This window comes from Geodermatophilus sp. SYSU D00708 (assembly GCF_054050115.1).
Genome location: NZ_JBJGYS010000001.1, coordinates 287,043 through 311,667, shown reverse-complemented (window position 1 = coordinate 311,667; position 24,625 = coordinate 287,043). Strand labels below are relative to the sequence as shown.

General features: G+C 74.6%; 26 protein-coding genes. 12 read left to right on the top strand and 14 right to left on the bottom strand.

Annotation, left to right across the window (positions count from 1 at the left end):
* Window positions 1-43: 43 nt before the first annotated feature.
* From ACI79D_RS01630 to ACI79D_RS01615, 4 genes are all read right to left on the bottom strand, one after another.
* Window positions 44-1,117, bottom strand: coding sequence for a FecCD family ABC transporter permease (locus ACI79D_RS01630; RefSeq protein WP_456916544.1), 1,074 nt, complete (start codon window positions 1,115-1,117; stop codon window positions 44-46).
* 68 nt (window positions 1,118-1,185) lie between these two features.
* The gene (locus tag ACI79D_RS01625) at window positions 1,186-1,905 is read right to left on the bottom strand and encodes a mycothiol-dependent nitroreductase Rv2466c family protein (RefSeq protein WP_456916543.1); all 720 of its coding nucleotides are present in this window, start codon (window positions 1,903-1,905) and stop codon (window positions 1,186-1,188) included.
* Window positions 1,902-2,396: a glutathione peroxidase gene (locus ACI79D_RS01620; RefSeq protein ID WP_456916542.1), complete on the bottom strand. Its 495-nt coding sequence runs from the start codon at window positions 2,394-2,396 to the stop codon at window positions 1,902-1,904. The genes ACI79D_RS01625 and ACI79D_RS01620 overlap by 4 nt, the downstream gene beginning before the upstream one ends.
* Before the next feature lie 26 nt (window positions 2,397-2,422).
* Window positions 2,423-2,827, bottom strand: a complete 405-nt coding sequence (locus tag ACI79D_RS01615) for a DUF2237 family protein (RefSeq protein WP_456916541.1) — start codon at window positions 2,825-2,827, stop codon at window positions 2,423-2,425.
* 109 nt (window positions 2,828-2,936) lie between these two features.
* Between ACI79D_RS01615 and ACI79D_RS01610 the strand changes: the two genes are divergently transcribed.
* Window positions 2,937-4,937 (top strand): acetoacetate--CoA ligase, encoded by a 2,001-nt coding sequence (locus ACI79D_RS01610; protein WP_456916540.1) that lies wholly within the window; start codon window positions 2,937-2,939, stop codon window positions 4,935-4,937.
* Between the two features lie 13 nt (window positions 4,938-4,950).
* Here ACI79D_RS01610 and ACI79D_RS01605 read toward each other — a convergent pair whose 3' ends face one another.
* Both ACI79D_RS01605 and ACI79D_RS01600 read right to left on the bottom strand, forming a co-directional pair.
* Window positions 4,951-5,706 (bottom strand): alpha/beta fold hydrolase, encoded by a 756-nt coding sequence (locus ACI79D_RS01605; RefSeq protein ID WP_456916539.1) that lies wholly within the window; start codon window positions 5,704-5,706, stop codon window positions 4,951-4,953.
* Window positions 5,707-5,803: 97 nt separating this feature from the next.
* Window positions 5,804-6,256 (bottom strand): hypothetical protein, encoded by a 453-nt coding sequence (locus tag ACI79D_RS01600; RefSeq protein WP_456916538.1) that lies wholly within the window; start codon window positions 6,254-6,256, stop codon window positions 5,804-5,806.
* A gap of 194 nt (window positions 6,257-6,450) precedes the next feature.
* Here ACI79D_RS01600 and ACI79D_RS01595 point away from each other — a divergent pair, with 194 nt between their 5' ends.
* On the top strand, window positions 6,451-7,806 hold the full coding sequence (locus ACI79D_RS01595) for an MFS transporter (protein ID WP_456916537.1): 1,356 nt from the start codon (window positions 6,451-6,453) through the stop codon (window positions 7,804-7,806).
* On the opposite strand, the gene ACI79D_RS01590 is transcribed toward ACI79D_RS01595, so the two are convergent.
* The 5 genes from ACI79D_RS01590 to ACI79D_RS01570 form a co-directional block, all read right to left on the bottom strand.
* Window positions 7,769-8,716 (bottom strand): carbohydrate ABC transporter permease, encoded by a 948-nt coding sequence (locus ACI79D_RS01590; RefSeq protein ID WP_456916536.1) that lies wholly within the window; start codon window positions 8,714-8,716, stop codon window positions 7,769-7,771. The two genes, ACI79D_RS01595 and ACI79D_RS01590, sit on opposite strands and share 38 nt — an antisense overlap.
* Complete coding sequence (locus tag ACI79D_RS01585) at window positions 8,716-9,660, bottom strand: carbohydrate ABC transporter permease (protein ID WP_456916535.1); 945 nt, start codon at window positions 9,658-9,660, stop codon at window positions 8,716-8,718. Before ACI79D_RS01585 ends, ACI79D_RS01590 begins: the two co-directional genes overlap by 1 nt.
* 1 nt (window position 9,661) lies before the next feature.
* Entirely contained in the window at window positions 9,662-11,056 is a 1,395-nt protein-coding gene (locus ACI79D_RS01580; RefSeq protein WP_456916534.1) for an ABC transporter substrate-binding protein, read from the bottom strand.
* A gap of 130 nt (window positions 11,057-11,186) precedes the next feature.
* Window positions 11,187-12,890, bottom strand: a complete 1,704-nt coding sequence (locus ACI79D_RS01575; protein WP_456916533.1) for a glycoside hydrolase family 13 protein — start codon at window positions 12,888-12,890, stop codon at window positions 11,187-11,189.
* 125 nt (window positions 12,891-13,015) lie between these two features.
* The gene (locus ACI79D_RS01570) at window positions 13,016-13,405 is read right to left on the bottom strand and encodes a VOC family protein (RefSeq protein WP_456916532.1); all 390 of its coding nucleotides are present in this window, start codon (window positions 13,403-13,405) and stop codon (window positions 13,016-13,018) included.
* Between the two features lie 131 nt (window positions 13,406-13,536).
* Here ACI79D_RS01570 and ACI79D_RS01565 point away from each other — a divergent pair, with 131 nt between their 5' ends.
* The 4 genes from ACI79D_RS01565 (at window position 13,537) to ACI79D_RS01550 (ending at window position 17,126) form a co-directional block, all read left to right on the top strand.
* Window positions 13,537-14,823 (top strand): MFS transporter, encoded by a 1,287-nt coding sequence (locus ACI79D_RS01565; RefSeq protein WP_456916531.1) that lies wholly within the window; start codon window positions 13,537-13,539, stop codon window positions 14,821-14,823.
* Between the two features lie 91 nt (window positions 14,824-14,914).
* Complete coding sequence (locus tag ACI79D_RS01560) at window positions 14,915-15,292, top strand: FKBP-type peptidyl-prolyl cis-trans isomerase (protein ID WP_456916530.1); 378 nt, start codon at window positions 14,915-14,917, stop codon at window positions 15,290-15,292.
* Window positions 15,293-15,374: 82 nt separating this feature from the next.
* Window positions 15,375-16,403 (top strand): cation diffusion facilitator family transporter, encoded by a 1,029-nt coding sequence (locus ACI79D_RS01555; RefSeq protein WP_456916529.1) that lies wholly within the window; start codon window positions 15,375-15,377, stop codon window positions 16,401-16,403.
* A gap of 30 nt (window positions 16,404-16,433) precedes the next feature.
* Window positions 16,434-17,126 (top strand): DsbA family oxidoreductase, encoded by a 693-nt coding sequence (locus tag ACI79D_RS01550; protein WP_456916528.1) that lies wholly within the window; start codon window positions 16,434-16,436, stop codon window positions 17,124-17,126.
* 134 nt (window positions 17,127-17,260) lie between these two features.
* Here the strand turns inward: ACI79D_RS01550 and ACI79D_RS01545 are convergent, their stop codons facing one another.
* The gene (locus ACI79D_RS01545; RefSeq protein WP_456916527.1) at window positions 17,261-17,503 is read right to left on the bottom strand and encodes an acyl carrier protein; all 243 of its coding nucleotides are present in this window, start codon (window positions 17,501-17,503) and stop codon (window positions 17,261-17,263) included.
* A 92-nt stretch (window positions 17,504-17,595) separates the two neighbouring features.
* Window positions 17,596-17,811: a hypothetical protein gene (locus ACI79D_RS01540; protein ID WP_456916526.1), complete on the bottom strand. Its 216-nt coding sequence runs from the start codon at window positions 17,809-17,811 to the stop codon at window positions 17,596-17,598.
* Window positions 17,812-17,884: 73 nt separating this feature from the next.
* On the opposite strand from ACI79D_RS01540, the gene ACI79D_RS01535 reads away from it, so the two are divergent.
* The 5 genes from ACI79D_RS01535 (at window position 17,885) to ACI79D_RS01515 (ending at window position 22,664) form a co-directional block, all read left to right on the top strand.
* Complete coding sequence (locus tag ACI79D_RS01535; protein WP_456916525.1) at window positions 17,885-18,241, top strand: ArsR/SmtB family transcription factor; 357 nt, start codon at window positions 17,885-17,887, stop codon at window positions 18,239-18,241.
* Window positions 18,238-18,756 (top strand): SRPBCC family protein, encoded by a 519-nt coding sequence (locus ACI79D_RS01530; RefSeq protein WP_456916524.1) that lies wholly within the window; start codon window positions 18,238-18,240, stop codon window positions 18,754-18,756. Before ACI79D_RS01535 ends, ACI79D_RS01530 begins: the two co-directional genes overlap by 4 nt.
* Before the next feature lie 242 nt (window positions 18,757-18,998).
* The gene (locus tag ACI79D_RS01525; protein ID WP_456916523.1) at window positions 18,999-20,813 is read left to right on the top strand and encodes a phosphoenolpyruvate carboxykinase (GTP); all 1,815 of its coding nucleotides are present in this window, start codon (window positions 18,999-19,001) and stop codon (window positions 20,811-20,813) included.
* Window positions 20,814-21,048: 235 nt separating this feature from the next.
* Window positions 21,049-22,263 (top strand): MFS transporter, encoded by a 1,215-nt coding sequence (locus tag ACI79D_RS01520; RefSeq protein WP_456916522.1) that lies wholly within the window; start codon window positions 21,049-21,051, stop codon window positions 22,261-22,263.
* The gene (locus ACI79D_RS01515; protein WP_456916521.1) at window positions 22,260-22,664 is read left to right on the top strand and encodes a rhodanese-like domain-containing protein; all 405 of its coding nucleotides are present in this window, start codon (window positions 22,260-22,262) and stop codon (window positions 22,662-22,664) included. Before ACI79D_RS01520 ends, ACI79D_RS01515 begins: the two co-directional genes overlap by 4 nt.
* A 7-nt stretch (window positions 22,665-22,671) precedes the next feature.
* Here the strand turns inward: ACI79D_RS01515 and ACI79D_RS01510 are convergent, their stop codons facing one another.
* Window positions 22,672-23,721, bottom strand: coding sequence for a nitronate monooxygenase (locus tag ACI79D_RS01510; RefSeq protein ID WP_456916520.1), 1,050 nt, complete (start codon window positions 23,719-23,721; stop codon window positions 22,672-22,674).
* Between the two features lie 114 nt (window positions 23,722-23,835).
* Between ACI79D_RS01510 and ACI79D_RS01505 the strand changes: the two genes are divergently transcribed.
* Complete coding sequence (locus tag ACI79D_RS01505; protein WP_456916519.1) at window positions 23,836-24,501, top strand: acVLRF1 family peptidyl-tRNA hydrolase; 666 nt, start codon at window positions 23,836-23,838, stop codon at window positions 24,499-24,501.
* Window positions 24,502-24,625: the final 124 nt, after the last annotated feature.

Here is a 24,625-nt window from a genome sequence, read left to right as displayed (position 1 = left end):
GTGCCGGGTCGTGCTGTGCCCGTGCGGAACCTCGCGAGCTCGGTCACGGGCCGGCCAGCCGGCGGCGGCGGATGAGCGCGATGAAGAACGGCGCGCCCAGCAGGGCGAGGACGATGCCGACCTGCACCTCGCCGGGCCGGGCCACGACCCGGCCGAGGACGTCGGCGACCAGCAGGAAGGCGGCTCCCAGCAGACCCGAGCACGGGATGAGCCAGCGGTGCGCCGGACCGGTGACGGCGCGGACCACGTGCGGCACGACCAGCCCGACGAAGGCGATCGGCCCGCAGGCGGCGGTGGCCGCGCCGCAGAGCAGCGTCACCGCGGCCAGGCCCACCAGCCGGGCCAGCCAGACCCGCTGGCCCAGCCCGCGGGCGACGTCCTCCCCGAGCCCGAGCAGGTCGAGCGCGGGTGCGTTGAGCAGCGCGAGGACCACCCCGACGGCGAGGAACGGCGCCACCTGCCAGGCGATGTCGGCGCCGCGGCCGGCCAGTGCGCCGACCACCCAGAAGCGGAAGCTGTCGAGGCTGTCGCTGTCGCTGACCAGGATCGCCCGCACCAGCGCGTACAGCAGGGCCGACAGTGCGGCACCGGCCAGGGCGAGGGTCACGGGGGTGGCGCCGCCGCGGCCGACGGAGCCGAGCGCGAACACCAGCACCGTGCCGACCAGCGCGCCGGCGAAGCCGAACCACACGTACCCGGCGGGCGTGGTGATGCCCAGCAGCCAGATGGCCAGGACGACGCCGAGCGAGGCCCCGGCGGTGACCCCGAGCAGGCCGGGGTCGCCGAGGGGGTTGCGCGTGTGGCCCTGGGTGAGCGCGCCGGCGACGCCGAGGGAGAGGCCGACCATCAGCCCGAGCACGGTGCGGGGCAGCCGCAGCTCGTGGACGATCACCGCCTCCTCGGTGCCCAGGTCGGGGTGGGTCAGGGCCTGCCAGACCGTGCCCAGGTCGATCGAGCGGGTGCCGACGGCGATGCTCAGGGCGGCGGCCAGGACGACCAGGGCGAGCAGCACGAGGACGGCGAGCAACCGGCCGCCCGACCCGTGCAGGAGCTCGGTCCGCCGCCGCGGGGCGAGGGTGCCGGCCGCCGGGGGAGCGGCGTCGGTCGTCGAGGACACGAGCGGCTCCCGGGCGGACGGGGTGGAGGTAGGCGAGGCTCACCTTACCCAGCTGGTGGCCGGTCCGGTCAGCGGTGCTGGCGGCGGCTGCCGCCGTGCCAGTCCTCCTGGCGGCCGACCTCGCCCGGGCGGACGCCGAACGACGGCAGCTGGGGCTGCTCGCGGAGGCTGCGCTTGAGCTCGGCGAACCCCGGGAAGCGGGCGAGGGCGACGACGTGGTCCCAGAGCTCGGCGGCCTCGGCGTCGCTGGGCAGGCGGCTGATCACCGGGCCGAAGAAGGCCGGGCCGTCGGGCGGGCCGAACTGGAGGATCGGCGTCCCGACGTCCTTGCCGGTCAGCGCCAGCGCGGCGTCGGTCTCGGCCTGGATCTCGGCGTCCCACGACGCGTCGTCCAGGGCGTCGGCGAGGTCGGCCGGCAGGCCGGCGGAGGCCAGGGCGGGCGCGACGAACTCCCGCCGCCCGCGGACCTCGCGGCCGGCGACCTGCTCGGACTCGAAGACGCGCTCGCCCAGCGCGGTGTAGAGCGGGTCCAGGGCCGCCGGGCCGTGCTCGGCGCGGGCCCGGGCGGCGACCCGCAGCAGGCGGAGGCCGGCGGTGTGGCCGGCCTCGTACTCGGGCGGGAACCGGGCGGCGTAGTCGACGTGCCGGTTGAGCAGCCGGAGGGAGATCAGCCGCCACTCGACGGCGACGTCGCGCTGCGCGGACACCAGGCGGACCCACTTGCTGGTCATCCAGGCGAACGGGCAGACCGGGTCGAACCAGAAGTGCAGGTCGGCGGGCGCGCTCACCGGCTCAGGACCTGCTCGATCGCCCGCCGGACCTCGGGGGCGTCGGGCTGCGTCCGGGGCCGGAACCGGGCGACGACCTCGCCGTCGGACGAGACCAGCCACTTCTCGAAGTTCCACTGCACCTCGCCGGCCTCGCCGGCGGGGTCGGGCGTCCCGGTCAGGCGCTGGAAGAGCGGGTGGGCGCCGGGGCCGTTGACCTCGAGCTTGTCGGTCATCGGGAAGGTCACGCCGTAGGTGGCCGAGCAGAACCCGGCGATCTCCTCCGCGGTGCCCGGTTCCTGGCCCATGAACTGGTTGCAGGGGGCGCCGAGCACGGTGAACCCGCGCGGCCCGTACTCCCGCTGCAGGGCCTCGAGCTGGGTGTACTGCGGAGTGAGGCCGCAGCGGCTGGCGACGTTGACCACCAGCGCCGCACGTCCGGCGGTCAGCGCGCCGACGGTGGTCTCCTCCCCCTGCAGCGTGGTCACGGGCAGGTCCAGCAGGTCGTTCACGGGTCTCCTCGTCGTGGAAGGCGGGTTCAGTCGAGGCCGCTGAGGTCGTCGGGGACGTCGACCGCGTGCTGCCGCAGCGCCTCGATCGGGACGACGTCGAGCGCGCGGACGTTGGTCGCCGCGAGGACGACGCCGGCGGCCGTGCCCGCCTGGTAGGCCTGCAGCCACCGGGCGGCGACCACGCACCAGCGGTCGCCGGGGCGCAGGCCGGGGAAGCCGTACTCCGGGCGCGGGGTGACCAGGTCGTTGCCCAGCTCCCGCTGCAGCGCGAGGAACTCCGCCGACACCACGGCGCAGACGGTGTGACTGCCGATGTCGTCGGGTCCGCTGCTGCAGGCGCCGGTGCGGTAGAAGCCGGTCATCGGGTCCGTGCTGCACGGCTCCAGGGGGCCGCCGAGGACGTTGCGCTCGACGTCGCCGGGCTCGCTCATGCGGCCACCGCCACCGGGGGGTGTGCGGAGCGGGTCACCCTGCCCATCTTGCTGCCCGCGCCCGGTCACCGCTCCTCGCAGCCGTCCTCGCAGTGGCAAGGTGCCCGGTGTGAGTGCTGACACGTCTGCCGAGCCCGCCGTCCTCTGGCGCCCCACCCCGGAGTCCGCGCGGGCCACCCAGCTCGGCCGGTTCGCCGGCTGGGTGGCCGAGCGGCGCGGCCTCGACTTCGGCGACCCGCCCGGCTACGACGCGATCTGGCGCTGGTCGGTCGAGCACCTCGACCAGTTCTGGGGCGACTTCGCCACCTGGAGCGGCGTGCTGCCCGGCGTGCCCGACGACCGGGTCCTGACCCGGCGGGAGATGCCCGGGGCCGAGTGGTTCCCCGGCACCACGCTCAACTACGCCGAGCAGGCGCTCCGGGCGGGCGCCGAGGGCACCGTGCCCGCCGACTCCCCGGCGCTGGTCGCCGTCGCCGAGGACCGCGACCCGGTCGAGGTCAGCTGGGCGCAGCTGCGCGCCCGGGTCGGCGCCTTCGCCGCCACCCTGCGCCGGCTCGGCGTCGGGCGCGGCGACCGCGTCGCGGGGTACCTGCCCAACGTCCCCGAGGCGGTCGTCGCCTTCCTCGGCACGGCCGCCATCGGTGCGGTGTGGTCCTCCTGCGCCCCCGACTTCGGCACCCGCGCGGTCCTCGACCGGTTCGCCCAGATCGAGCCCACCGTGCTGGTCGCCGTCGACGGCTATCGCTTCAACGGCAAGGAGTACGACCGCCGCGACGTCGTCCGCGAGCTCCGCGGGTCCCTGCCGAGCGTGCGGACGACGATCGCCGTCCCGCGGCTGCACCCCGACGAGCTGCCGGACGGCGCCCTCGGCTGGGCCGAGGCCGTCGCCGACGAGCAGGAGCCGCGGTTCGAGCAGGTCCCCTTCGACTCCCCGCTGTGGATCGTCTACTCCTCGGGCACGACCGGCCTGCCCAAGGGCATCGTCCACGGCCACGGGGCGATCACCCTGGAGGAGCGCAAGCAGCTCGCGCTGCACGGCGACGTCGGCCCCGGCGACCGCTTCTACTGGTACGCCTCCACCGCCTGGATCATGTGGAACATCGCCACCTCCGCGCTGCTCTGCGGAGCGACCGTGGTCGTGCACGACGGCGCCCCGGCGTACCCGTCGATCGACGCCCAGTTCGCTCTCGCCGCGCAGACCCGGCTGACCTACCTGGGGACCAGCGCCGGCTACCTCACCGCCTGCGAGAAGGCCGGCACCCGGCCGGGGGAGACCCACGACCTGTCGGCGCTGCGGTACATCGGCTCCACCGGCTCGCCGCTGCCGGCCTCGGCCTTCACCTGGGTGTACGACGCGGTGGGGCCTGACGTCTTCCTCGGCTCGCTCTCCGGCGGCACCGACGTCGCCACCGGCTTCGTCGGCAGCTCCCCGCTGCTCCCGGTCACCGCCGGCGAGCTCCAGCGGCCGATGCTCGCCGTCGCGGCCGCCGCGTGGAACGAGGAGGGCGAGCCGGTCGTCGGGGAGCTCGGCGAGCTGGTGGTCACCGAGCCGATGCCCTCGATGCCCCTGTACTTCTGGAACGACCCCGACGGCAGCCGCTACCGCGAGGCCTACTTCGAGCCCTGGCCCGGCGTCTGGCGGCACGGCGACTGGATGGAGGTCACCGAGCGCGGCACCTGCGTCATCACCGGCCGCTCGGACTCCACGCTCAACCGCGGCGGCGTCCGCATGGGCACCGCCGACATCTACGCCGCCGTCGAGGCGATCCCCGAGGTCGCCGACTGCGTCGTCCTCGGCGTCGAGCAGCGCGACGGCGGCTACTGGATGCCGCTGTTCGTGAAGCTCGCCGAGGGTCAGGAGCTCACCCCCGAGCTCGAGGCCGCGATCAAGGACGCCATCCGCCGCCAGGCCAGCCCCCGGCACGTGCCCGACGAGGTCATCGCCGTCCCCGGCGTGCCGCACACCCGCACCGGCAAGCGCCTGGAGGTCCCGCTCAAGCGGCTGTTCCAGGGTGTCGACCCGGCCAGGGCGCTCAACGTCGGCGCGGTCGACGACCCGGCCGCGGTCGAGCACTACGTGGCGCTGGCGCAGGAGCGCGGCCCCCGATGAGGCGCCGCCCCGGTCACCCGCTCCCGGCGGGGACCGCGGCCAGCTCCAACAGGACGGCGGCCACGTCGTCCGGGCAGGTGACGTACGGGATGTGCGAGCAGTCCAGCTCGCGGTACCGCCAGCCGGGCGCCTCCTGGGCCCGCTGCGCGAACCGGTCGTAGGCCGGCTGCGGGTAGCGAGCGGAGCGGACGTAGGCCCGGGGCAGGCCGTCGACCGCCGCGTTGACCAGCCGCACCGGTCGGCTGAAGTGGCCCAGCGGCGTGGCGTGCAACCGCGGCAGGGCCCAGGCCAGGTCGGCCGGGTCGGTGATCTCCCAGAGCCGGGGGAGGATCTCCTCCCACGGCGGCGGCGCGATCCGGGGCACCAGCCAGCCGTCGCCCTCCTGCTCGGCCAGCGCCTCGATGCCGGCCCGGCGCTCGGGGGGGACCAGGTCGAGCAGGCACTGGCCGTCCTCGGGCACGAAGGCGTCGAGGTAGACCACCTCGGCCACCCGCTCGGGCACCCGGTCGGCGACCCCGGTGACCACCATGCCGCCGGAGCTGTTGCCGACCAGCACCACGCGGTCGAGGTCCTCGTAGGTCAGCACGCTGACGACGTCCTCGACGTGGGTGTGCAGGTCGATGCCGTGGTCGAGCAGGTGCGCCCGGTCGCCGAGGCCGGTCAGCGTCGGCGTGACCACCTCGTGCCCGGCCGCGCGGAGCCGCGGGGTGAGCTTCCGCCAGCACCAGCCGCCGAACCAGGCGGGGTGCACCAGCACGAACGTCGCCATCGGACCAGCCCTCCGTCGCGCGGGGGTCCGGCCGCCGGACCTCCCCCGACCAGCGCGTGCGGGTCGACGGTAGGCCCGACCGGGGGGTGCGGGACAGTCAGGCGGCCAGCCGCTCCGGCGCGACCCGCACGACCTCGAAGCCGGGGAAGGGCGGCAGCTCCGGGTCGACGACGAGCGGCACGGCCGGGTGCCCGGCGCTGTCCTGCGCCGCGCGCGACCCGCGGTCGGACGGCGGGAGCTGGGCCAGGACGCGCTCGTGGACCTCGGGGCGGACGCGGATCTCCCGCGGCGGCGCGGCTCCGGGCCGCCAGGCGGTGGCCAGGATGTCGCCGAGCGGGTCGGGCGGGCCCCAGTGGGCCGGGTGGGCCGCCGCGGGGTGCGGCACCGCGGGCGGCGGCGCCGGGGTGGCGGACGCCGGGACGCCGGCGGGCGGGGGGAGTGCGGCGGGGTCGTGCGGCACGGCGGTCGGGGCCGGCGTCTGCTGGCGCCGGACGGCGTCCCGTCGGAGGTCGTCCACGGCCGGCGCCCGGGAGGGAGTGGGCCTGCGCATGACGTGTCTCCTGCTGGGGAGGTGCGTTGCGTACAACGTCGGGAACGTCTCCACCATGCCGCGGGGGTGTGACGGTTCCGCGGCTGTTCCACGTGCAACACCCGCAGGGGTGCCCGGGGCACCGGCCGCCGGGCGGCGGGCACGATGGTCTCGCCGTCCCGGCGCCGGGGCGGAACGAACGGGGGAGTTGCTCGATGGCCGGCCTGCCGCGCGCCCTGACGCCGCTGCGGTACCGGCGCTACCGCCTGCTGGCCGCCTCGCTCGGGTGCTCCCTGCTGACCAACAGCACCTTCGCCGTCGCCGTGGTGTGGCAGGTCGTCGCCCTCGGCGGCGGGCCGGCCGAGCTGTCGCTGGTGAGCGGCCTGCAGGCCGGCGGGATGCTGGCCAGCACCCTGCTCGGCGGCGCGCTCGCCGATCGCGTTCCGCAGCGGCACATCCTGCTGGCCGTCGCGCTGGTCCAGACCGGGGGGACCGCGCTGGTCGCGGCGCTGTCCCTGGCGGGGGTGCTCACCCTCTGGCAACTGGCCGCCGTCGGCCTGGTGGGCGGGCTGGCGAACGGCCTCTACTACCCGGCCTACTCCGCGCTGGTCCCGGCGCTGCTCCCGGAGAGCTCCCTGCTGGCGGCCAACGGCCTCGAGGGCACGATGCGCCCGGTGCTGTTCCAGGCCACCGGTCCGGCGCTGGCCGGCGGGGTGGTCGCCGCGGCCTCCCCCGGCGCGGCCCTCGCGGTCACCGCTGCCGCGGCCCTGGCGGCGGCGGTCTGCGTGGCGGTCCTGCCGGCCACGCCGGTCCGCCGGGAGCCGGGGACGGCGCCCGCGCACCCGGTGCGCGGCCTGTTCGCGGACATGGCCGAGGGCTTCCGGTACATGGTGCGCACGCCCTGGCTGCTGGCCACGCTGGTGTTCGCCTCGCTGATGCTGCTGGTGATGCTCGGCCCGTTCGAGGTGCTGGCCCCCTTCGCGATCAAGGACCGCGCGGGCGGCGGGCCGGTCGAGCACGCCCTGGTGCTGGCCGCCTTCGGGATCGGCGGGGCGCTCGGGTCGACGACGGTCGCCTCGCTGCGGCTGCCGCGCCGCTACCTCACCGTGATGAACCTGCTGTGGGGTCTGGGCTGCGTGCCGCTGGTGGTCTTCGGCACCTCGACGTCCCTGCTGCTGATGATCGCCGCCGGGCTGGTCACCGGTGCGACCGCGCAGGCCGGGATGGTCATCTGGGGCACGCTGCTCCAGCGGCGGGTGCCGCCGGCGCTGCTCGGCCGCGTCTCCAGCCTGGACTTCTTCGTCTCGACGGCGTTCCTCCCGCTGTCGATGGCCCTGGCCGGCCCGGTCAGCGAGGTGATCGGGCTGACCGCGACCTTCCTCGTCGCCGGGCTCGTCCCGCCCGTGCTGGCCGCCGTCGTCCTGCTGGTCGGCCGCCTGCCCGCCGACGAGCTCGCCCATCCGCTCGACCGCACGGAGGAGATCGGTGCAGCTGACGCGGACGACTCTCCTCCGGTCACCGCGCCCGGCGCGCTCACCCCTTCTCGGCGCCGGCGGTCAGGCCTCCGGTGAGGAGCCGCTCGGTGGCCAGGAAGAGCACGACGATCGGCACCGTCAGGATCACCGACCCGGCCATGAGCACGGTCGTGGGGATCTCGATGCTGCCCGCGAGCTGGGAGAGGCCCAGGGAGACCGTCCACCGCGACCGGTCCTCCACCAGGAACAGCAGGGCGAACAGGAACTCGTTCCAGGCGATCATGAAGACGAACAGGGCGTTGGAGAGGATCGCCGGCATCGCCAGCGGCAGGGTGATCCGGCGCATGATCGTGAACCGGTCGGCGCCGTCCACCGCGGCGGCCTCCTCGATGCTGGCCGGCACGGTTTGGAAGTAGTTGCGGAGCATGTAGATGGCGACCGCGACGGTCTGCGACACGTACACCAGCACGAGCGCGGGCAGGGCGCCGCGGAGCCCGACCCGCGTGAAGAAGATGAACAGCGGAACGGCCAGCAGGATGCTCGGGAACAGGTAGACGGCGAGGAACAGCACGCTGATCCGCCGGTGGCCGGGGAACCGCAGCCGGGCGAGGGCGTAGGAGCCCAGGACGGCGAAGGCCAGCGTCACCGCGACCGTGCCGAGCGCGACCACGCCGCTGACGGCCATGAAGCGCAGGAAGCCCTGGCCGCCGGACTCGGTGGGGGAGAGGACGTCGCGGTACGTGGTGAGCGTCAGCTCCGACAGCGTCGGCCACAGGCGGGCCGGCGCCTGCAGCAGCGAGCTCAGGTCCCGGAAGGAGAGCAGCACCATGTAGTAGAAGGGGAACAGGGTGAACAGCAGCAGCCCCGCGATCACCACCCACCGCAGGACGCCGAGCACCCGGGTCTCGACGGTGGTGCGCGACCAGCGGCGTCCCGCCGGGGAACCGCTGCGCTGGGTGCCGGACGCGGCGGAGGTCTCCGCCGGCACGGTCGCGATGCCCGCCATCAGGCCACCTCGTCCTTCGCCGCGAACCGGTAGTACACCGCGACCAGCACCATCAGGACGGCGGAGAGGACCAGCGCCTGCGCGGACGCGGCGCCGATGTCCCCGCGGCCGACCAGGAAGTCGAACACCCGCACGCTGATGACGTCGGTGCCGGCTCCTCCGCCGGTGAGCAGGTAGATGTCGTCGAAGTTGTTGAAGGTCCAGATGAAGCGGAGCAGCGCCAGCACCGCGATCGTCGGCAGCAGCTGGGGCCACACGATGTGGCGGAACACCTGCGTCGGGGTCGCCCCGTCGACCCGCGCCGCCTCCTCCAGCGTGGCCGGCGCGGCCTGCAGGCGCGCGGTGATGAAGAGGAAGGCGAACGGGAACGAGCGCCACATCTCGAAGAAGATGACGGTCAGCAGCGCGGTCGGGCGCTCGGACAGGAAGGGGATCGGCTCGTCCCAGCCGAGCAGGCCGGTCCCCAGCTCGTTCACGATGCCGAACTGGGGGTTGAGCATCACGCCCCAGACGAACGTCGCCGCCACCACCGGCGCGACGTAGGGCAGCAGCAGCGACGCCCGGACCAGGGTGCGGCCGCGGAAGCCCCGGCGCAGGGCCAGCGCCGCGACCAGCCCCAGCCCGATCGACGCCGTGGTGCCGCCGACGGCGTACACCAGCGTGGTCACCAGCGACTCCCAGAACCCGGGGGAGCCGAACACGTCGGCGAAGTTCTCCACCGTGAAGGGCCCGAACAACCCGTCCGTCCGCAGCCGGATGAGCTTGAGGTCCTGGAAGGCGAGCACCACCGTCCACAGGATCGGCAGCACGACGAGCACCAGGACCAGGACGACGGTCGGTGAGATCAGGGCCAGCCCGGTCCGCGACTCGCGTCCCCGCAGGGTCCCGCGACCGCGCGACTCGCGGCCGCCGTCCCGCCGGTCCTCGGACACCGCCGGGCGCACGTCAGTCCACCGACGAGGCGATCTCCTGCAGCGCCTCGGCCGCCTGCTCCGCCGCCCCGCTGGGATCCACCTCGCCCCCGGTCATCGCGGCGATCGCCTGCGGGACGGGCAGCTCGCCCAGGGAGGCGCCGATCAGGGCGCCCTGTCCCTGGGGGATCCCCCAGGGGGCGATCCGGTCGGGCGCGGTCCGGAGGGCGTCGAGGACCTCGGCCGGGTAGAAGTCCGTCAGCGGCGCCTTGGTGTCCACGCCGGCCGGCAGGGTGGCCCAGGTGTCGAGGAACCGCGTGGGCTCCTCGGCCGTGCCCCGTCGGGTGGGCACCTTGCCCTCCGGCGAGAAGCCGATCCACCGCTCGTACCCGTCGTCCATCAGGTAGCTGACGAAGTCGCCGGCGGCGGGCTGCGCGTCGGCCGTGACGGCCCACGAGACGATCTCGCCGAACTGCGCCGGCTCGTCGCCGTCGGGCCCCGAGATCGCGGTGACCACACCGCTGTTCCGGGCGAGGAAGGCCGGGTCGTCCGCGCAGTCGGGGCAGGTCGGCAGCGCGTCGGCCCGCAGGCCGGCCATCTCGTCGAGGATGAACGAGGACCACACGACCATGGCCGCCTCCCCGGCGAAGTAGGCGGCGCGCGTGGTGTCGACGTCCTGCGCGCCGCTGACCGAGTAGTCGCCGATGAGCTCGTCGTAGAACGCGAACGACCCCACGCACGCGTCGCTGTCGATCGTGACCTCCCCCGTGTCGTCCACCAGCTGGCAGCCGTTGCCGAGCGCGAGGTGCTCGAAGGTCTGCTGCGTGAAGGCGTCGTTCGGCACGGTGGACCCGACGAAGCCGGCCAGCTCGGGGCCGTCCAGCTCCCGCGCGGCGACCAGGATGTCGTCGTAGGTCTCCGGTGCGGCCAGGCCGGCGGCGTCGAAGAGGTCCTTGCGGTAGACCAGCATCTGCGCCCACCCGTCACTGGGGACGGCGACCTGCGCGTCGCCGTCCCGGGTCAGCTCCAGCGCGTGCTCGGAGAAGGTGTCGGCGCCCAGGCCCTCCACCACGGCGGCGGTCAGCTCGCGGTCGATGAGCTCGTTGGTCGCCAGCAGCTGGACGCCGGCCAGCGGCAGGGCGCCGATGACGTCGGGCAGCCGTCCCGCGGCGGCCGAGGAGATCAGCAGCTGGTTGAACTGGTTCGGGTCGACGGCGACCAGCTCGACCTCGACCCCGCTGCTCTCGGTGAAGGCGGCGGCGATCTCCTCCTGGACGGCGAGGCGGTCGGGGAGGTTCTCGAGGGTCCACACGGTCAGCGGCTCGCCCTCCTCGCTGCCTCCGAGGTCGCCCCCACCGCAGGCGGCGAGCAGGACCGTCACCCCGACCGCCGCCACCGAGACCCTGACCGGTCGCTCCACGACGCGCATCAGCTCCCCCGTCCGCCGGACCCCGGACAGTAGCGGCTGATCGTGTGGCGCGCGTCACGTCGGCGGAGTGCCGACGCCGCAGGCGGGGAGCGGCGACGACCTGCCCGGCCCGCGCCGACCGCGGGCCCGGTCAGACCCGGAGGACGCGGGCCTCCCAGGGGCGCAGGACGGCGGGGTCGCCGTCGGCCAGGTTGCCCAGCACGAGGTCGCCGTCCAGGGCCTCCGGGAGGAGCTCGGCCAGCCGGTGCTCGTGCCCGCCGAGGTTGCAGACGACCAGCAGCGTCTCGCCGTCCAGGGAGCGGGTGAACGCGTACACCTCGTCGTGGTCGGGCAGCAGCATGGTGAAGTCCCCGAGCGCGACCACCGGCAGCTCGCGCCGCAACGCGATCAGCCGCTTGTGGTGGGCGAACACCGAGCGCGGGTCGGCGCGCTGCGCCTGCGCGTTCCACTCGACGTGGTCGGGGTTGACCGCGATCCACGGCGTGCCGGTGGTGAAGCCGGCGTGCTCCGAGGCGTCCCACTGCACCGGCGTCCGGGCGTTGTCCCGGCTCATCCGGCGCATGGCGGCCAGCACGGTGTCGGGGTCCTCGCCGTGCGCGACGGCCTGGGCGAAGTGGTTGAGCGACTCGACGTCCCGGAAGTCGTCGAGCGAGGCGAACGGGGCGTTGGCCATCCCGAGCTCCTCGCCCTGGTAGACGTAGGGCGTCCCCCGGTGCAGGTGCAGCAGGGTGGCCAGGCACGTGGCCGAGTCGCGGCGGTACCGCGGCGAGTCGTCGCCGAAGCGGGAGACCGCCCGCGGCTGGTCGTGGTTGTCCCAGTAGAGGGAGTTCCAGCCGACGTCGGCCAGCCCTGCCTGCCAGCGGCCGAACGAGGCCTTGAGGTCGGCCATCCGCAGCGGGCGCGGGGCGAACTTGGCGCCGTCGAAGTCCAGCCCGACGTGCTCGAACTGGAACACCATGTCCACCTCGGCGCGGGCCGGGTCGGTGAACAGCCGCGCCTGCTCGACCGTCACGCCCGGCATCTCCCCGACCAGCAGCAGCCGCTCGCGGTGGCCGGCGTAGACCTCGCGGTGCATCTCCTGCAGGAACTCGTGGATCCGGGGCCCGCACAGGTAGGACGCCGAGCCGTCGCCGTAGGGCACCCCCGGCAGCGGCGGGCCGTCGTGCAGGGCGCCGTCCGGGTCGACGTCCTTGCTGATCATGTTGATGACGTCCATGCGGAACCCGTCGACCCCGCGGTCGAGCCACCACCGCATCATCGCGTACACGGCGTGCCGGACCTCGGGGTTCTCCCAGTTCAGGTCCGGCTGCTTGCGGTCGAACAGGTGCAGGTAGTACTCGCCGCTGGCCTCGTCGAGCTCCCAGGTGGGCCCGGAGAAGAACGAGTGCCAGTTGGTCGGTTCGGCGCCCGGCGCGCCCGCGGTCATGCCCCCCCGCGGCGGCCGCCACCAGTACCAGTCGCGCTTGGGCGAGTCCTTCGACGCCCTGCTCTCGCAGAACCACGGGTGCTCGTCGCTGGTGTGGTTGACCACGAGGTCCATGACGAGCTTGATGCCGCGGTCGTGCAGCGCGGCGACCAGCTCGTCGAACTGCTCGAGGGTGCCGAACAGCGGGTCGATGCCGGTGTAGTCGCTGATGTCGTAGCCGTTGTCGGCCTGCGGCGACGGGTAGACCGGCGAGAGCCACACGACGTCGACGCCGAGGTCGGCGAGGTGGTCCAGCCGCCGGAGGACCCCGCCGAGGTCGCCGATCCCGTCCCCGTCGGAGTCCATGAACGAGCGGGGGTAGACCTGGTAGACGACGGCACGGGTCCACCAGGGGGGCGCGTCGGGCACCGCCCCAGCCCAGCACGACGGGCCGGACGGCGCACGGTCAGTCCTGCGGCGGCTGTGACGTCGGCCTGGCTCCGCGCCCGGTCCGCTCCTCGCTCGTTCCTCGCTGCGATGCTCCCGGGCTGTCGTCAGGCGGCAGGCGGTGTGTGGTGGACGGCCTCGACGTTGTTGCCGTCGAGGTCGCGGAAGAACGCGCCGTAGTAGCCGGGGTGGTACTCCGGCCACACCCGCGGCTCGTGCAGCACCTCCACCCCCTCCGCGCGGGCGAGGGCGAACACCTCGTCCACCGCCTCCCGGGAGGGTGCGCGGATCGCCAGGTGCACCGGGCGGTCGGTGCCCTCGCTGAGCGGGCCGAGCCACAGCTGGGGGTGCCCGTCGGGACCGGACAGGCCGACGACCGGCCCGCCGGGGCTGTCGAACCGCATGGCCTCGCGGACCCCGGCCGGCGCGAAGACCCGGAGGTAGAAGGCGGTGGTCGCGGCGACGTCGGTGGCCTGCAGCGCCAGGTGGTCGATCACGCCGCCGCACCGTAGTGGCGGGGGTGGACGGCGCACACCTCCCCGGCGCCCGCCGCGGCCAAATCCGCGTGCGTTCTGTCGTACCCCTCGCCGACCATGAGCGGACCCCCACCGGACGAGGAGGTCTCGCCATGGCCGCCCTGCCGCGCGCACTGGCGCCGCTGCGGCACCGCCACTACCGGCTGCTGGCGGCGTCGATGGCGCTGTCGCTGCTCAGCGCCGGGCTGTGGGCGGTCGCCGTGGTCTGGCAGGTGGTGGCCCTGGGAGGGGGCCCGGCCGCCCTGTCCCTGGTCACCGGCCTGTCCGCCGGCGGCATGCTGGCCAGCACCCTGCTCGGCGGAGTGCTCGCCGACCGGGTGCCGCAGTGGTACCTGCTGCTCGCGGTGGCGCTGGTCCAGGCCGGGGCCGTCGCGGTGGTCGCCGTCCTGTCGCTGATGGAGCTCCTGACGCTGGGGCAGCTGGCCGCGGCCGCCCTGGCCGTGGGGCTGGCGACGGGGCTGTACTACCCGGCCTACTCGGCGCAGCTGCCGGCGCTGGTGCCGGAAGGCGACCTGCTGGCGGCCAACGGGCTGGAGGGCGCGGTGCGGCCGCTCCTGCAGAACGCGGCCGGCCCCGCCGCCGCCGGGTTCCTCGTCGCCGCGTTCTCACCGGGCGCGGCACTGGCGGCGACCGCGACGGTGTCCCTGCTCGCCGTGGCGCACGTGCTGGCCCTGCCGGTCACCCCGGTCCGGCGGGGGGACGACGACGCTCCACCGGCCGGGGTGCTGACCGACCTGCGCGAGGGCTTCGCCTACATGGTGCGCACGCCCTGGCTGCTGGCCACGCTGCTGTTCGCGGCGCTGATGGTGCTGGTGCTCCTCGGCCCGCTCGAGGTCCTGGTCCCGTTCGCCATCCGCGACGCGGGCGGCGGTCCGACGCAGCACGCCTACGTCCTGGCCGCCTTCGGCATCGGCGGGGCGGTCGGCTCCCTGGTCGTGGCGTCGCTGCGGCTGCCCCGCCGCTACCTCACGGTGATGGTCCTGCTGTGGGGCCTGGGCTGCGTGCCGATGGCCGTCTTCGGCCTCAGCGGGAGCCTGGTGCTGATGATCGTGGCCGGCGCCCTCATCGGGGCGGCCTTCGAGGCGGGGACGGTCATCTGGGGCACGCTCCTGCAGCGCCGGGTGCCGTCGTCCCTGCTCGGCCGGGTCTCCAGCCTGGACTTCTTCGTCTCCCTGAGCCTCATGCCGCTGTCCATGGCGCTGGCCGGGCCGGTGAGCGGGCTGATCGGGTCGTCGGCGACCTTCCTGGTGGCCGGGCTGGCTCCTCCGCTGCTGGCGGTGGTGGCGGTCCTCGCGGCGCGGATGCCGGCCGACGAGGTCGCGCACCCGCTCGACGTCGCGGACACCCCGCGGGCGCGCGAGGTGCTCGACCCGGTCTGACCGGCCCGGGCTCCGCGTCTGCGTCGTCCGCCGGCCGCTGATTGGATGGGGCGACGGCGCCGGGACAGCCCCGGTGCGGGGAGGGAGCACTGTGGCCGAACTGACCCGTCCGGACGTCGAGCCGCCCACCGGCCCGGCACCCGACGACCTGGTCATCGAGGACCTCGTCGTCGGCGAGGGCCCCGAGGCCAAGGCCGGCGACCTGGTGAGCGCCCACTACGTCGGGGTCACCCACGACGGCGGCGAGCAGTTCGACGCCTCCTGGGACCGCGGCGACCCGCTGGAGTTCCGCCTCGGCGTCGGCATGGTGATCCAGGGCTGGGACGAGGGGATCACCGGCATGCGCGTCGGCGGCCGCCGCCGGCTCACCATCCCCGCGCACAAGGCCTACGGCGACCGCGGCGCCGGGGGCGTCATCAAGCCCGGCGCGACGCTGGTCTTCGTCGTCGACCTCGTCGGCGTGCGGTGATCCTCCGGTCCTCCGGATCGCATCGCGCACGACTCAGCGGGGCGAAGCATGACCCCGCCCGTCGCGGGGCACCGCAGGCCGCATGACCCGGCCGGGGACCACCGATCACCAGCCCTCCACACCGCTGTCCGTCCAGGGCGAGATCGGCAGTCCCGAGCACGGCTCCGGCGGCGGGGAGAGCACCGGCACGGTGGTCCTCGCCGGGCTGGCCAACCTCGGCATCGCCGTCGCCAAGCTGGTCGGCGGCCTGATCAGCCACTCCTCGGCGATGCTGTCGGAGGCCGCGCACTCGCTGGCCGACACCATCACCGAGGTACTGCTGTTCGTCGCGCTCAAGCGCGGCAACCGCGCCCCCGACGCCCGGCACCCGGTCGGCTACGGCCGGGAGACCTACTTCTGGGCGCTCCTGGCGTGCCTGGCCACCTTCACCCTCGGCGCCGGCTTCTCCTTCTACCAGGGCGTCACCACGATCATCGAGGGCGAGGAGCAGGGCGACCCGGTCATCGCCTACGTCGTGCTGGCCGTCTCCTTCGTCCTCGAGGGCGTCTCCTGGCTCAAGGCGGTCCGCCAGGTGCGCAGCTCGGCGCGCCGGTGGCGGACGACGCCCCGCCGCTACCTCGCCGAGACCAGCGACACCACCGTCAAGGCGGTCACCTTCGAGGACAGCGCCGCGCTCGTCGGGCTCGTGCTCGCCGCGCTCGGCCTGTTCCTCGAGCAGATCACCGGCGACCCCACGTGGGACGGCGTCGCCGCGATCGCCATCGGCGTCCTCCTGCTGCTGGTCGCCGGGTCGCTCGCCCGGGCCAACGTGTCCCTGCTCATCGGCCAGTCGGTGGCCCCACGCATCCAAGAGGAGCTGCGCGCCGAGATCGCAGCCCTGCCGCAGGTCACCGCCGTCCCGTTCCTGTTCACCACGGTGATCGGCCCTGGTCAGCTGATCGTCGCCGCCAAGGTGGACTTCGCCGACGACGCGACCGTCGCCGACGTGGAGCGGGCCTCCGACGAGGCCGAGCGGCGACTGGTCGCCCGGCACGAGGGCGTGCGGTACGTCTTCCTCGACCCGACGCCCGGGAACGGGCGGGCGCGGGCGGAGGCGCACCGGCCGGGATGACCGGCGCCGCCTCGGGTGTTGGGGGCGTTCGTGCGCATCGAGGTGTGGTCCGACGTCGTCTGTCCGTGGTGCTTCATCGGCAAGCGCCGGCTGGAGGCCGCGCTCGCGCGCTTCCCCCACCGTGACCAGGTGGAGGTCGTCTGGCGGTCGTTCCAGCTCGACCCGACGGCACCCGAGGGTCAGACCTCCGCCGCCCTGCCGGCCTTGGCCGCCAAGTACGGCCGCAGCGTCGAGGAGATGCGGCAGATGCAGCGCCGGGTCGAGCAGATCGCTGCCGAGGAGGGGCTCGAGTACCACCTCGACGAGGGCCTCAGCGGGAACACCCTGCTCGCCCACGAGCTGATCCATCTGGCCGCCGAGCACGGTCTGCAGGGCGCGGTGAAGGAGCGCCTGCTGCACGCCCACTTCGAGGAGGGCCGGTCGGTGTTCGACGTCGACTCGCTCGCCGCGCTCGCCGTCGAGGCCGGCCTGGACGAGGCCGAGGTGCGCGCCGCGCTGGCCGACCACCGCTACCGGCCGGCGGTGCACCAGGACGGCCGGACCGCCCAGGCGCTGGGCGCGACCGGCGTCCCGTTCTTCGTCGTCGACCGGAAGTACGGCGCCGCCGGCGCCCAGCCGGCCGACCTGCTGCTCCAGGTCCTGGAGCGGGCCTGGGCCGACGCCCACCCCCTCGAGACGGTGCCCGCCGCCGACGGCTGCACGGACGACACCTGCGCCGTGTGAGAGAGGACCCCGTCCTCCCCGCCCTTCGCCGGCTCAGGGCGGTGCCCGGGACGGGGCCGGCGGCGAGCCTCTGGACGGGGCCGGGAACGACGACGGCCGCCTCCCGACAGTGAGAGGCGGCCGTCGTCTCGGCGTCACTGGGTGGCGGGGCCGCCCTGTTCTGTGCCGGAGATCTGGCGCAGGAACTCGTGGCAGCGCTTGGCGCGGGCGGAGTCCTGCTCCATCACCTCGCGGAAGAAGCCGGCGATGTCCTGCAGCCCGGCGTTCTCCGCGTCTCGGACGTACTGGCCGTAGTCGTGACCGGCCTTGAGCGAGTGGTACTGCACCGAGATCAGGTCGTAGGTGACGTCCTCGAACCCGGTCTCACCGGTGGCCATGGCTGACCTCCTCGTCTCGGAACGGTGGAGACCCGACAGTTCCCGCGTCGGGAGCGGCGGAAACGGACCGCTCCGTCTCAGCCGGGCGGCAGTTACGAGAACGCGCCGCCGGTCACGTCCCCGCCGTCGTCGCCGGAGTCCGCCCCGCCAGGGGTCGGCCGCTCCTCGGCCATCTCCTCCTCGCCGCTGACCGCGGGGTCGTCGGCAGCGGAGGCGAGGTCGTCCCCCTGTCCCTGGGCGCCGGGGTCGGCCTGGAGGGTGCGGGGGTCGTTGAGCGGGTCCGGGACGTCGGGGTCGGTGACGGTCATGTCCACCCCGTGCCCCGCCCCGCCGCCGGGCAACCCCTGGGCAGACGCGTAACTGATGTGTTACACATCTGTCGTGGAGGCGCTCGGTGCCCTCGCCGACCCGACCCGCCGCGAACTGGTCGCCCTGCTCGCGCAGGGTGAGCTGGCCGCCGGGGAGCTGGCGGGCCGGTTCCCGGTGAGCCGCCCGGCGATCAGCCGGCACCTGCGGGTGCTGCGCGAGGCGGGCCTGGTCACCTGCCGGGAGGAGGGGCGGCGCCGCCTCTACACGCTCGACCCGCGACCGCTGCGGGAGCTCGACGAGTGGCTGGAGCCCTACCGCGACCTGTGGGCCCAGCGGCTCGACGCACTGGACACCGAGATCGCCCGCGGCCGGCGGGCCCGAGAGGGGCGGGGGGCCTCGGCACCTCCGCAGAGCGGAGACCCGACGTGACACAGCAGGACGTGCCCGCCCGCCGCGGCGTCGTCACCACCGAGCCCGACGGACGGCGGCGGCTGGAGTTCCGCCGATCGTGGCCCGACCCGATCGAGGACGTGTGGGGTGCGCTCACCGAGCCCGAGCGGCTGGCCCGCTGGATCGGCCGCTACGACGGCGCGCGGGGCGCCGGCGCGACCGGCACGTTCACGATGACCCACGAGCAGGAGCCGGCGAGCGAGTCGGTGCGCATCCTCGAGTGCGACCCGCCCCGCCGGCTGGTCCTGGAGTGGACCCTCGGCGACGAGCCGTGGCGGGTGGAGCTCGACCTCTCCACCGACGGGACGACGACCACGCTGGTGTTCACCCAGGTCTTCCGCGCCGGGTTCCCCGTCGGGGACGTCGCCGGCGGCTGGCACTGGTACCTCGACAAGCTCGACGCCGAGATCACCGGCGGGGCGGGCCCGGGGGAGTGGGAGCCCTTCTGGGCCGAGGTCGGCCCGCACTACGGCAGCGGCGAGTCGGCCGGCTGACCCGATCGGCCCGCGAGGGTCCCCGGGGGCGCAGGTGACGACCAGGGACCTTGGTCCCATCGGGTAGACGTCTTATACGTAACATCTCTCACGGTTACAGTGGACGTCCCCGCTTGTACGCTGACCGGACCCGACCTCCAGTCGGCGCCCGTGGCGCCCGGCGGTCGGCTGTCAGCTGAGCAGGACCAGCAGCAAGGCGCCGGCGGTATGTCCGTCCGGCGTACCCAGAGGATGGAGACGCCGTGACTTCCGTGGCCACCCCCGGTCTCGACAACGCACCCACCACGCACCCCCGGCTGCTCGCCTGGGTCCGTGAGATGGCTGAGCTGACCACCCCCGAGCGGGTCGTGTGGGTCGACGGGAGCGACGAGGAGTACGAGCGCCTCACCCAGCAGCTGGTCGACGCCGGCACCTTCCGGCGCCTGGAGAAGAAGCCGAACTCCTTCTGGGCGGCGTCGGACCCCAGTGACGTGGCGCGCGTCGAGGACCGCACCTTCATCTGCTCGGTCGACGAGGCCGACGCGGGGCCGACCAACAACTGGATGGCCCCCGACGAGATGAAGTCGATCATGACGGGGCTGTACCGCGGCTCGATGCGTGGCCGGACGATGTACGTCATCCCGTTCTGCATGGGTCCGGTCGAGGCCGAGAACCCGATGTTCGGCGTGGAGCTCACCGACTCCGAGTACGTCGTCGTCTCCATGCGCGTGATGGCCCGCATCGGCGGCCGGATCCTCGAGGCGATGGGGGACGACGCCGACTTCGTCCCGGCCATGCACTCCCTCGGTGCCCCGCTCGAGCCCGGCCAGCAGGACGTGCCGTGGCCGTGCAGCACCACCAAGTACATCTCGCACTTCCCCGAGGAGCGGGCCATCTGGTCCTACGGCTCCGGGTACGGCGGCAACGCGCTGCTGGGCAAGAAGTGCTACTCGCTGCGGATCGCCTCGGTCATGGCCCGCGACGAGGGCTGGCTCGCCGAGCACATGCTGATCCTCAAGCTGACCAGCCCGCAGCAGAAGACCTACTACATCGCCGCCGCCTTCCCGTCGGCCTGCGGCAAGACCAACCTGGCGATGCTCGAGCCGACCATCCCGGGCTGGAAGGTCGAGACCCTCGGCGACGACATCGCCTGGATGCGGTTCGGCGAGGACGGCCGGCTCTACGCCCTCAACCCCGAGTACGGCCTCTTCGGCGTCGCCCCCGGCACCGGCTGGGACACCAACCCGAACGCCATGCGCACGGTCGAGAAGGGCAACTCGGTCTTCACCAACGTCGCCCTCACCGACGACGGCGACATCTGGTGGGAGGGCATGACCGACGAGCCGCCGGCCCACCTCACCGACTGGAAGGGCCGCGACTGGACGCCGGAGAGCGAGGAGCCCTCCAGCCACCCGAACAGCCGGTTCTGCACCCCGATCACCCAGTGCCCGATCCTGGCGCCGGAGTACGAGGACCCGAGGGGCGTGCCGATCTCGGCGATCCTCTTCGGCGGCCGCCGCAAGACCACCATCCCGCTGGTCACCGAGGCGCGGGACTGGAACCACGGCGTGTTCATGGGCGCGACGCTCTCGTCGGAGACGACCGCCGCCGCCACCGGTGCCGTCGGCGTCGTCCGCCGCGACCCGTTCGCCATGCTGCCGTTCATCGGCTACCACGCCGGTGACTACGTCCGGCACTGGGTCGAGACCGGCAAGGCGCACGACGCCGCCAAGCTGCCGCGGATCTTCTACGTGAACTGGTTCCGTCGCGACGAGGACGGCGGCTTCCTGTGGCCGGGCTTCGGCGAGAACAGCCGGGTCCTCAAGTGGGTCGTCGAGCGGCTCGAGGGCACCGCGGCCGCCGTCGAGACCCCGATCGGCCACGTCCCGACCGCCGACGCCCTCGACGTCGCCGGGCTGGACATGACCCCGGAGCAGGTGGAGAAGGCCCTCGCCGTCGACAAGGACGAGTGGCGCGCCGAGGTCCCGCAGATCAACGAGTGGTTCCAGAAGTTCGGCGACAAGCTCCCCAGCACGATGTGGGACGAGCTGGCGATCCTCGAGCACCGTCTCGCGTAGGAAGGGACCCCCTGCCCCCGTCGCTCGCAGGCTCGCGGCGGGGGCCCTGCAGGGGGCCACAGGGCCCCGTACCGGTCAACGGCGACCGGTGCGGGGCCCTCTCGCGTCCCGCCCGGCGTGTCGGCGGTCCCGGCACGCTCCCACGAGGCCGGGGGGACCGAGGTCGGATAGCGTCATCTGACGTCCACACCCGCCGGCTCAGCGCCGAGCCGCCCGACGACAGGCATCCCCGCCCGTGCCCAATCCGTATCTGCACGTGCTCCGCACGCCGCACGCGCTACCCATGGTGCTGGCCGCGTTCATCGGACGGCTGCCGCTGTCCATGGTCGGCCTCGGCTCGGTGCTGCTCATCGCGTCGGAGAGCGGGTCCTACGGCTACGGCGGTGCGGTCGCCGCCACGGGAGCGGTCACCACCGCGATCTCCGGGCCGCTGATCGGACGGTGGGCCGACACCCACGGCCAGCGCCGCACCCTCCTGCCGGTGCTGGCGGTCTTCGTCGCCGCCGGCTGCGTCTTCCTGCCCGCGGTCAAGGACGACTGGCCGCGCTGGGTCGTGTTCGTCTCGGCCGGGGTCGCCGGCGCCTGCATCCCGCCGGTCGCCTCGATGATCCGGGTGCGCTGGACCCACCTGCTGCGCGGCACCCACCGGCTGCCGACGGCGCTGGCCATGGAGTCGGTGGTCGACGAGTTCGTCTTCATCGTCGGCCCGGTGCTGGTCACCTTCCTCTCCACCACCGGGCACGCCACCTCCGGCGTGGTCACCGCGTTCACCCTGGCCGTCATCGGCAGCCTGCTGTTCGCCGCGCAGGGCCGCACCGAGCCCCCGCCGCACGGCCACGAGGCGCGCACCGGCCCGCGGGCCATCCGCAGCCCCGGGATCCGGGTGCTGTTCGTCGTGGGCGCCGCGGTGGGCGCCATCCTCGGCACGCTGGAGATCGCCCTGGTCGCCTTCGCCGACGAGGTGGGCGCGATGTCGCTGTCCGGCGTGCTCATCGCCGCCCTGGCGGTCGGCTCCATGGCCAGCGGCATCGGCTGGGGGACGGTGCACTGGCGCTCGCCGCTGCGGCTGCGCCTGGCGGTCGTGCTGGTCGCGCTGACCGTGCTCAGCGTCCCGCTGCTGCTCATCGGCAACATCTGGGTCATGATCCCGTTCGTGATCGTCGCCGGGATCGCCGTCTCGCCGTCCCTGATCAGCTCCTTCACCCTCGCCGAGCTGCTGGTGCCGCGGTCGGCGACCACCGAGGCGTTCACCTGGATCGGCACCGCGCTGGGCCTGGGCGTGGCCGTCGGAGCCTCGGTCGCCGGCAAGGTGGTCGACGTGTTCGGGGCCAACGCCGCGTTCGCCGTCGCGACGGTCGCTGCCCTCGTGGCCGCAGTCGTCGTCGCCGCCGCCCAGCGCGTGCTGCACGTGCCGGCCGAGCACGCCACCGAGCCGGCCATGGCCCGATGAGCACCGACCGCCCGGCGGGGGCCCGCACCATCGACGAGCTGCTCGAGGAGGCCCGCGGCCGCATCGACCGCGTGGAGCCGGCCGAGGCGGCGCAGCGGTGGGCGGCCGGTGCCCTGCTGGTCGACACCCGCCCGGCGTTCCAGCGGGACGCCGACGGCGAGGTGCCCGGCGCGCTGGTCGTCGAGCGCAACCACCTCGAATGGCGGTTCGACCCGGCCAGCGACGCCAAGCTGCCCGAGGCGACCGGCTACGACATCGAGGTCATCGTGATGTGCAACGAGGGCTACTCCTCCAGCCTGGCCGCGGACTCGCTGCGCGCCCTCGGCCTGCACCGGGCTTCCGACGTCGTCGGCGGCTACCAGGCCTGGCGGGCCGCCGGCCTGCCGACGACGCGGGACTGACCGCCGCTCAGCCGGGCCGCGGCGCGCGGTCGAGCGCGTCCCGGGCCTCGGCGGCCAGCCGGCGGACCAGCTCCCCGGCCGGCACCGCCTCGGCCAGCGCGGCCGACTGCCCCGCCCACAGGTGCAGCTCCTCGACCTCTCCGGCGGCCCGCGCCGCGGCCCGGACCGGGGCGGTGAGCAGGTGCACCTCGGGATAGGCCGCCGGGGCGGTGTCACCCAGGTCGCGGACAGCGTCGTTGACCAGCGCCCGGGCCCGGCGCCCGGTGAACGCGCGGGTGACCGCGGTGGGCCGGGCCTCGGCCAGCGCCGCGGCGTGCACCGGCGCGGTGCCGGCCTCCGGTGTCGGCAGGAACGCGGTGCCCAGCTGGGCCAGCGCCGCCCCGGCGGCGAGCACCGCGGCCACGCCCGCGCCGTCGGCGATGCCCCCGGCGGCGACCAGCGGCAGCGGGGACACCCGCCGGACCAGTGTCAGCAGCGGCAACAGGCCCAGCTGAGCCGGCTCCTCGTCGGACAGGCCGCCTCGGTGCCCGCCCGCCTCCCACCCCTGGACGACGAGCCCGTCGGCGCCGGCCGCGGTCGCGGCGGCGGCGTCCTCGGGCGAGGTGACCGTGACCCACACCGGCAGCCCGGCGTCGTGCAGGGCGTCGAAGGCGGCCGCGGGCGGCAGCCCGAACGCGAACGAGACGACGGCCGGGCGCAGCTCGCGCAGCAGGTCCACCTTGGCGGCGAACCCGTCGTCGGTGTGGGCGGGTGTGCCGGGGGAGACGCCCAGGCGGGCGGCGCGGTCGGCGATGCTCTCTGCGTAGGCCGGCACCCGCGCGGACTCCTCCGGCCGCTCGGGCACCGGCGCGAACACGTTCACGCCGAACGGCGCCCCCGTGCGGCCCCGGACCTCGGCCACCTCCGCGGCGACCTGCTCGGGCGTGCGGTAGCCGGCGGCCAGGAAGCCCAGCCCGCCGGCGTCACCCACCGCGGCGACCAGCGCCGGCGTCGACGGACCACCGGCCATGGGCGCGGCCACGATGCGGGCGGGGACCGGGGGCAGCGGGAGGGGCACGACGGCGAGCCTGCCGCGCACCGGCGCCCCGGCTCAAGGCGGGGTCGTGTCGGTCCCGCGCCCTACGATCCGCGCCGTGGGTCCCTCCCGTGCCGCCGTCCCCCGTCCGCGCCGGTGACCCGTCCGCGCCCCGCGGCCGGCGGTGGTCGCCTGCTGCGCGTCCCGCCGGAGCGGCTGGGCCGCTGGCTCGACGGCGTGGCCACCCGGCACGGGCCCTTCGCCCCGGCTGAGCTCGACGAGGAGTCGGTGCGGATCACCTGCGCGGACACGACGACGGTCACCCTGCGCGCGCCGTTCCCGTGGCGGCCCGGCCCGGCGCTGCTCACCGCGTTCTCCGCCGCGGCGCGGCAGCCGCACCGGGCTGCGGTGCTGCTGGTCCGGCGCGGGCGCTGGGCGGTCGGTGTGTTCGACGGCGCCGACCTGCTCGTCTCGAAGGTCGACGCGCGGCTGGTCCAGGGCCGGACCGCCGCGGGCGGGTGGAGCCAGCAGCGGTTCGCGCGGCGGCGGGCGAACCAGACCGACGCCGTCGTCACGGCCGCCGCCGACACCGCCGTCCGGGTGCTCCTGCCGCACGCCGGCGACGTGGCCGCGCTGTTCACCGGCGGGGACCGCGGGCTGGTCGACGCCGTGCTGGCCGATCCGCGGCTGCGGGCGCTGGCGGCCCTGCGCCGGGGCCCGGCGCTGGAGGTCGGCGACCCCACCAAGGAGGTGCTGCTCGCCACCCCCGACCAGTTCCGGGCGGTCGCCGTCCACCTGGTGGAGCCGGGGGACCGGCCGTGAGCCAGGGACGCGCGCCGACGACCGCGGGGACCTGCCCGACGTGACCGCGGGGTGAACACCCGCTCACGCTCGGACGTCGGAGGCGGGCGTGCTCGGCGCGGGTGGTTGTGGGCGGTCGAGTTCT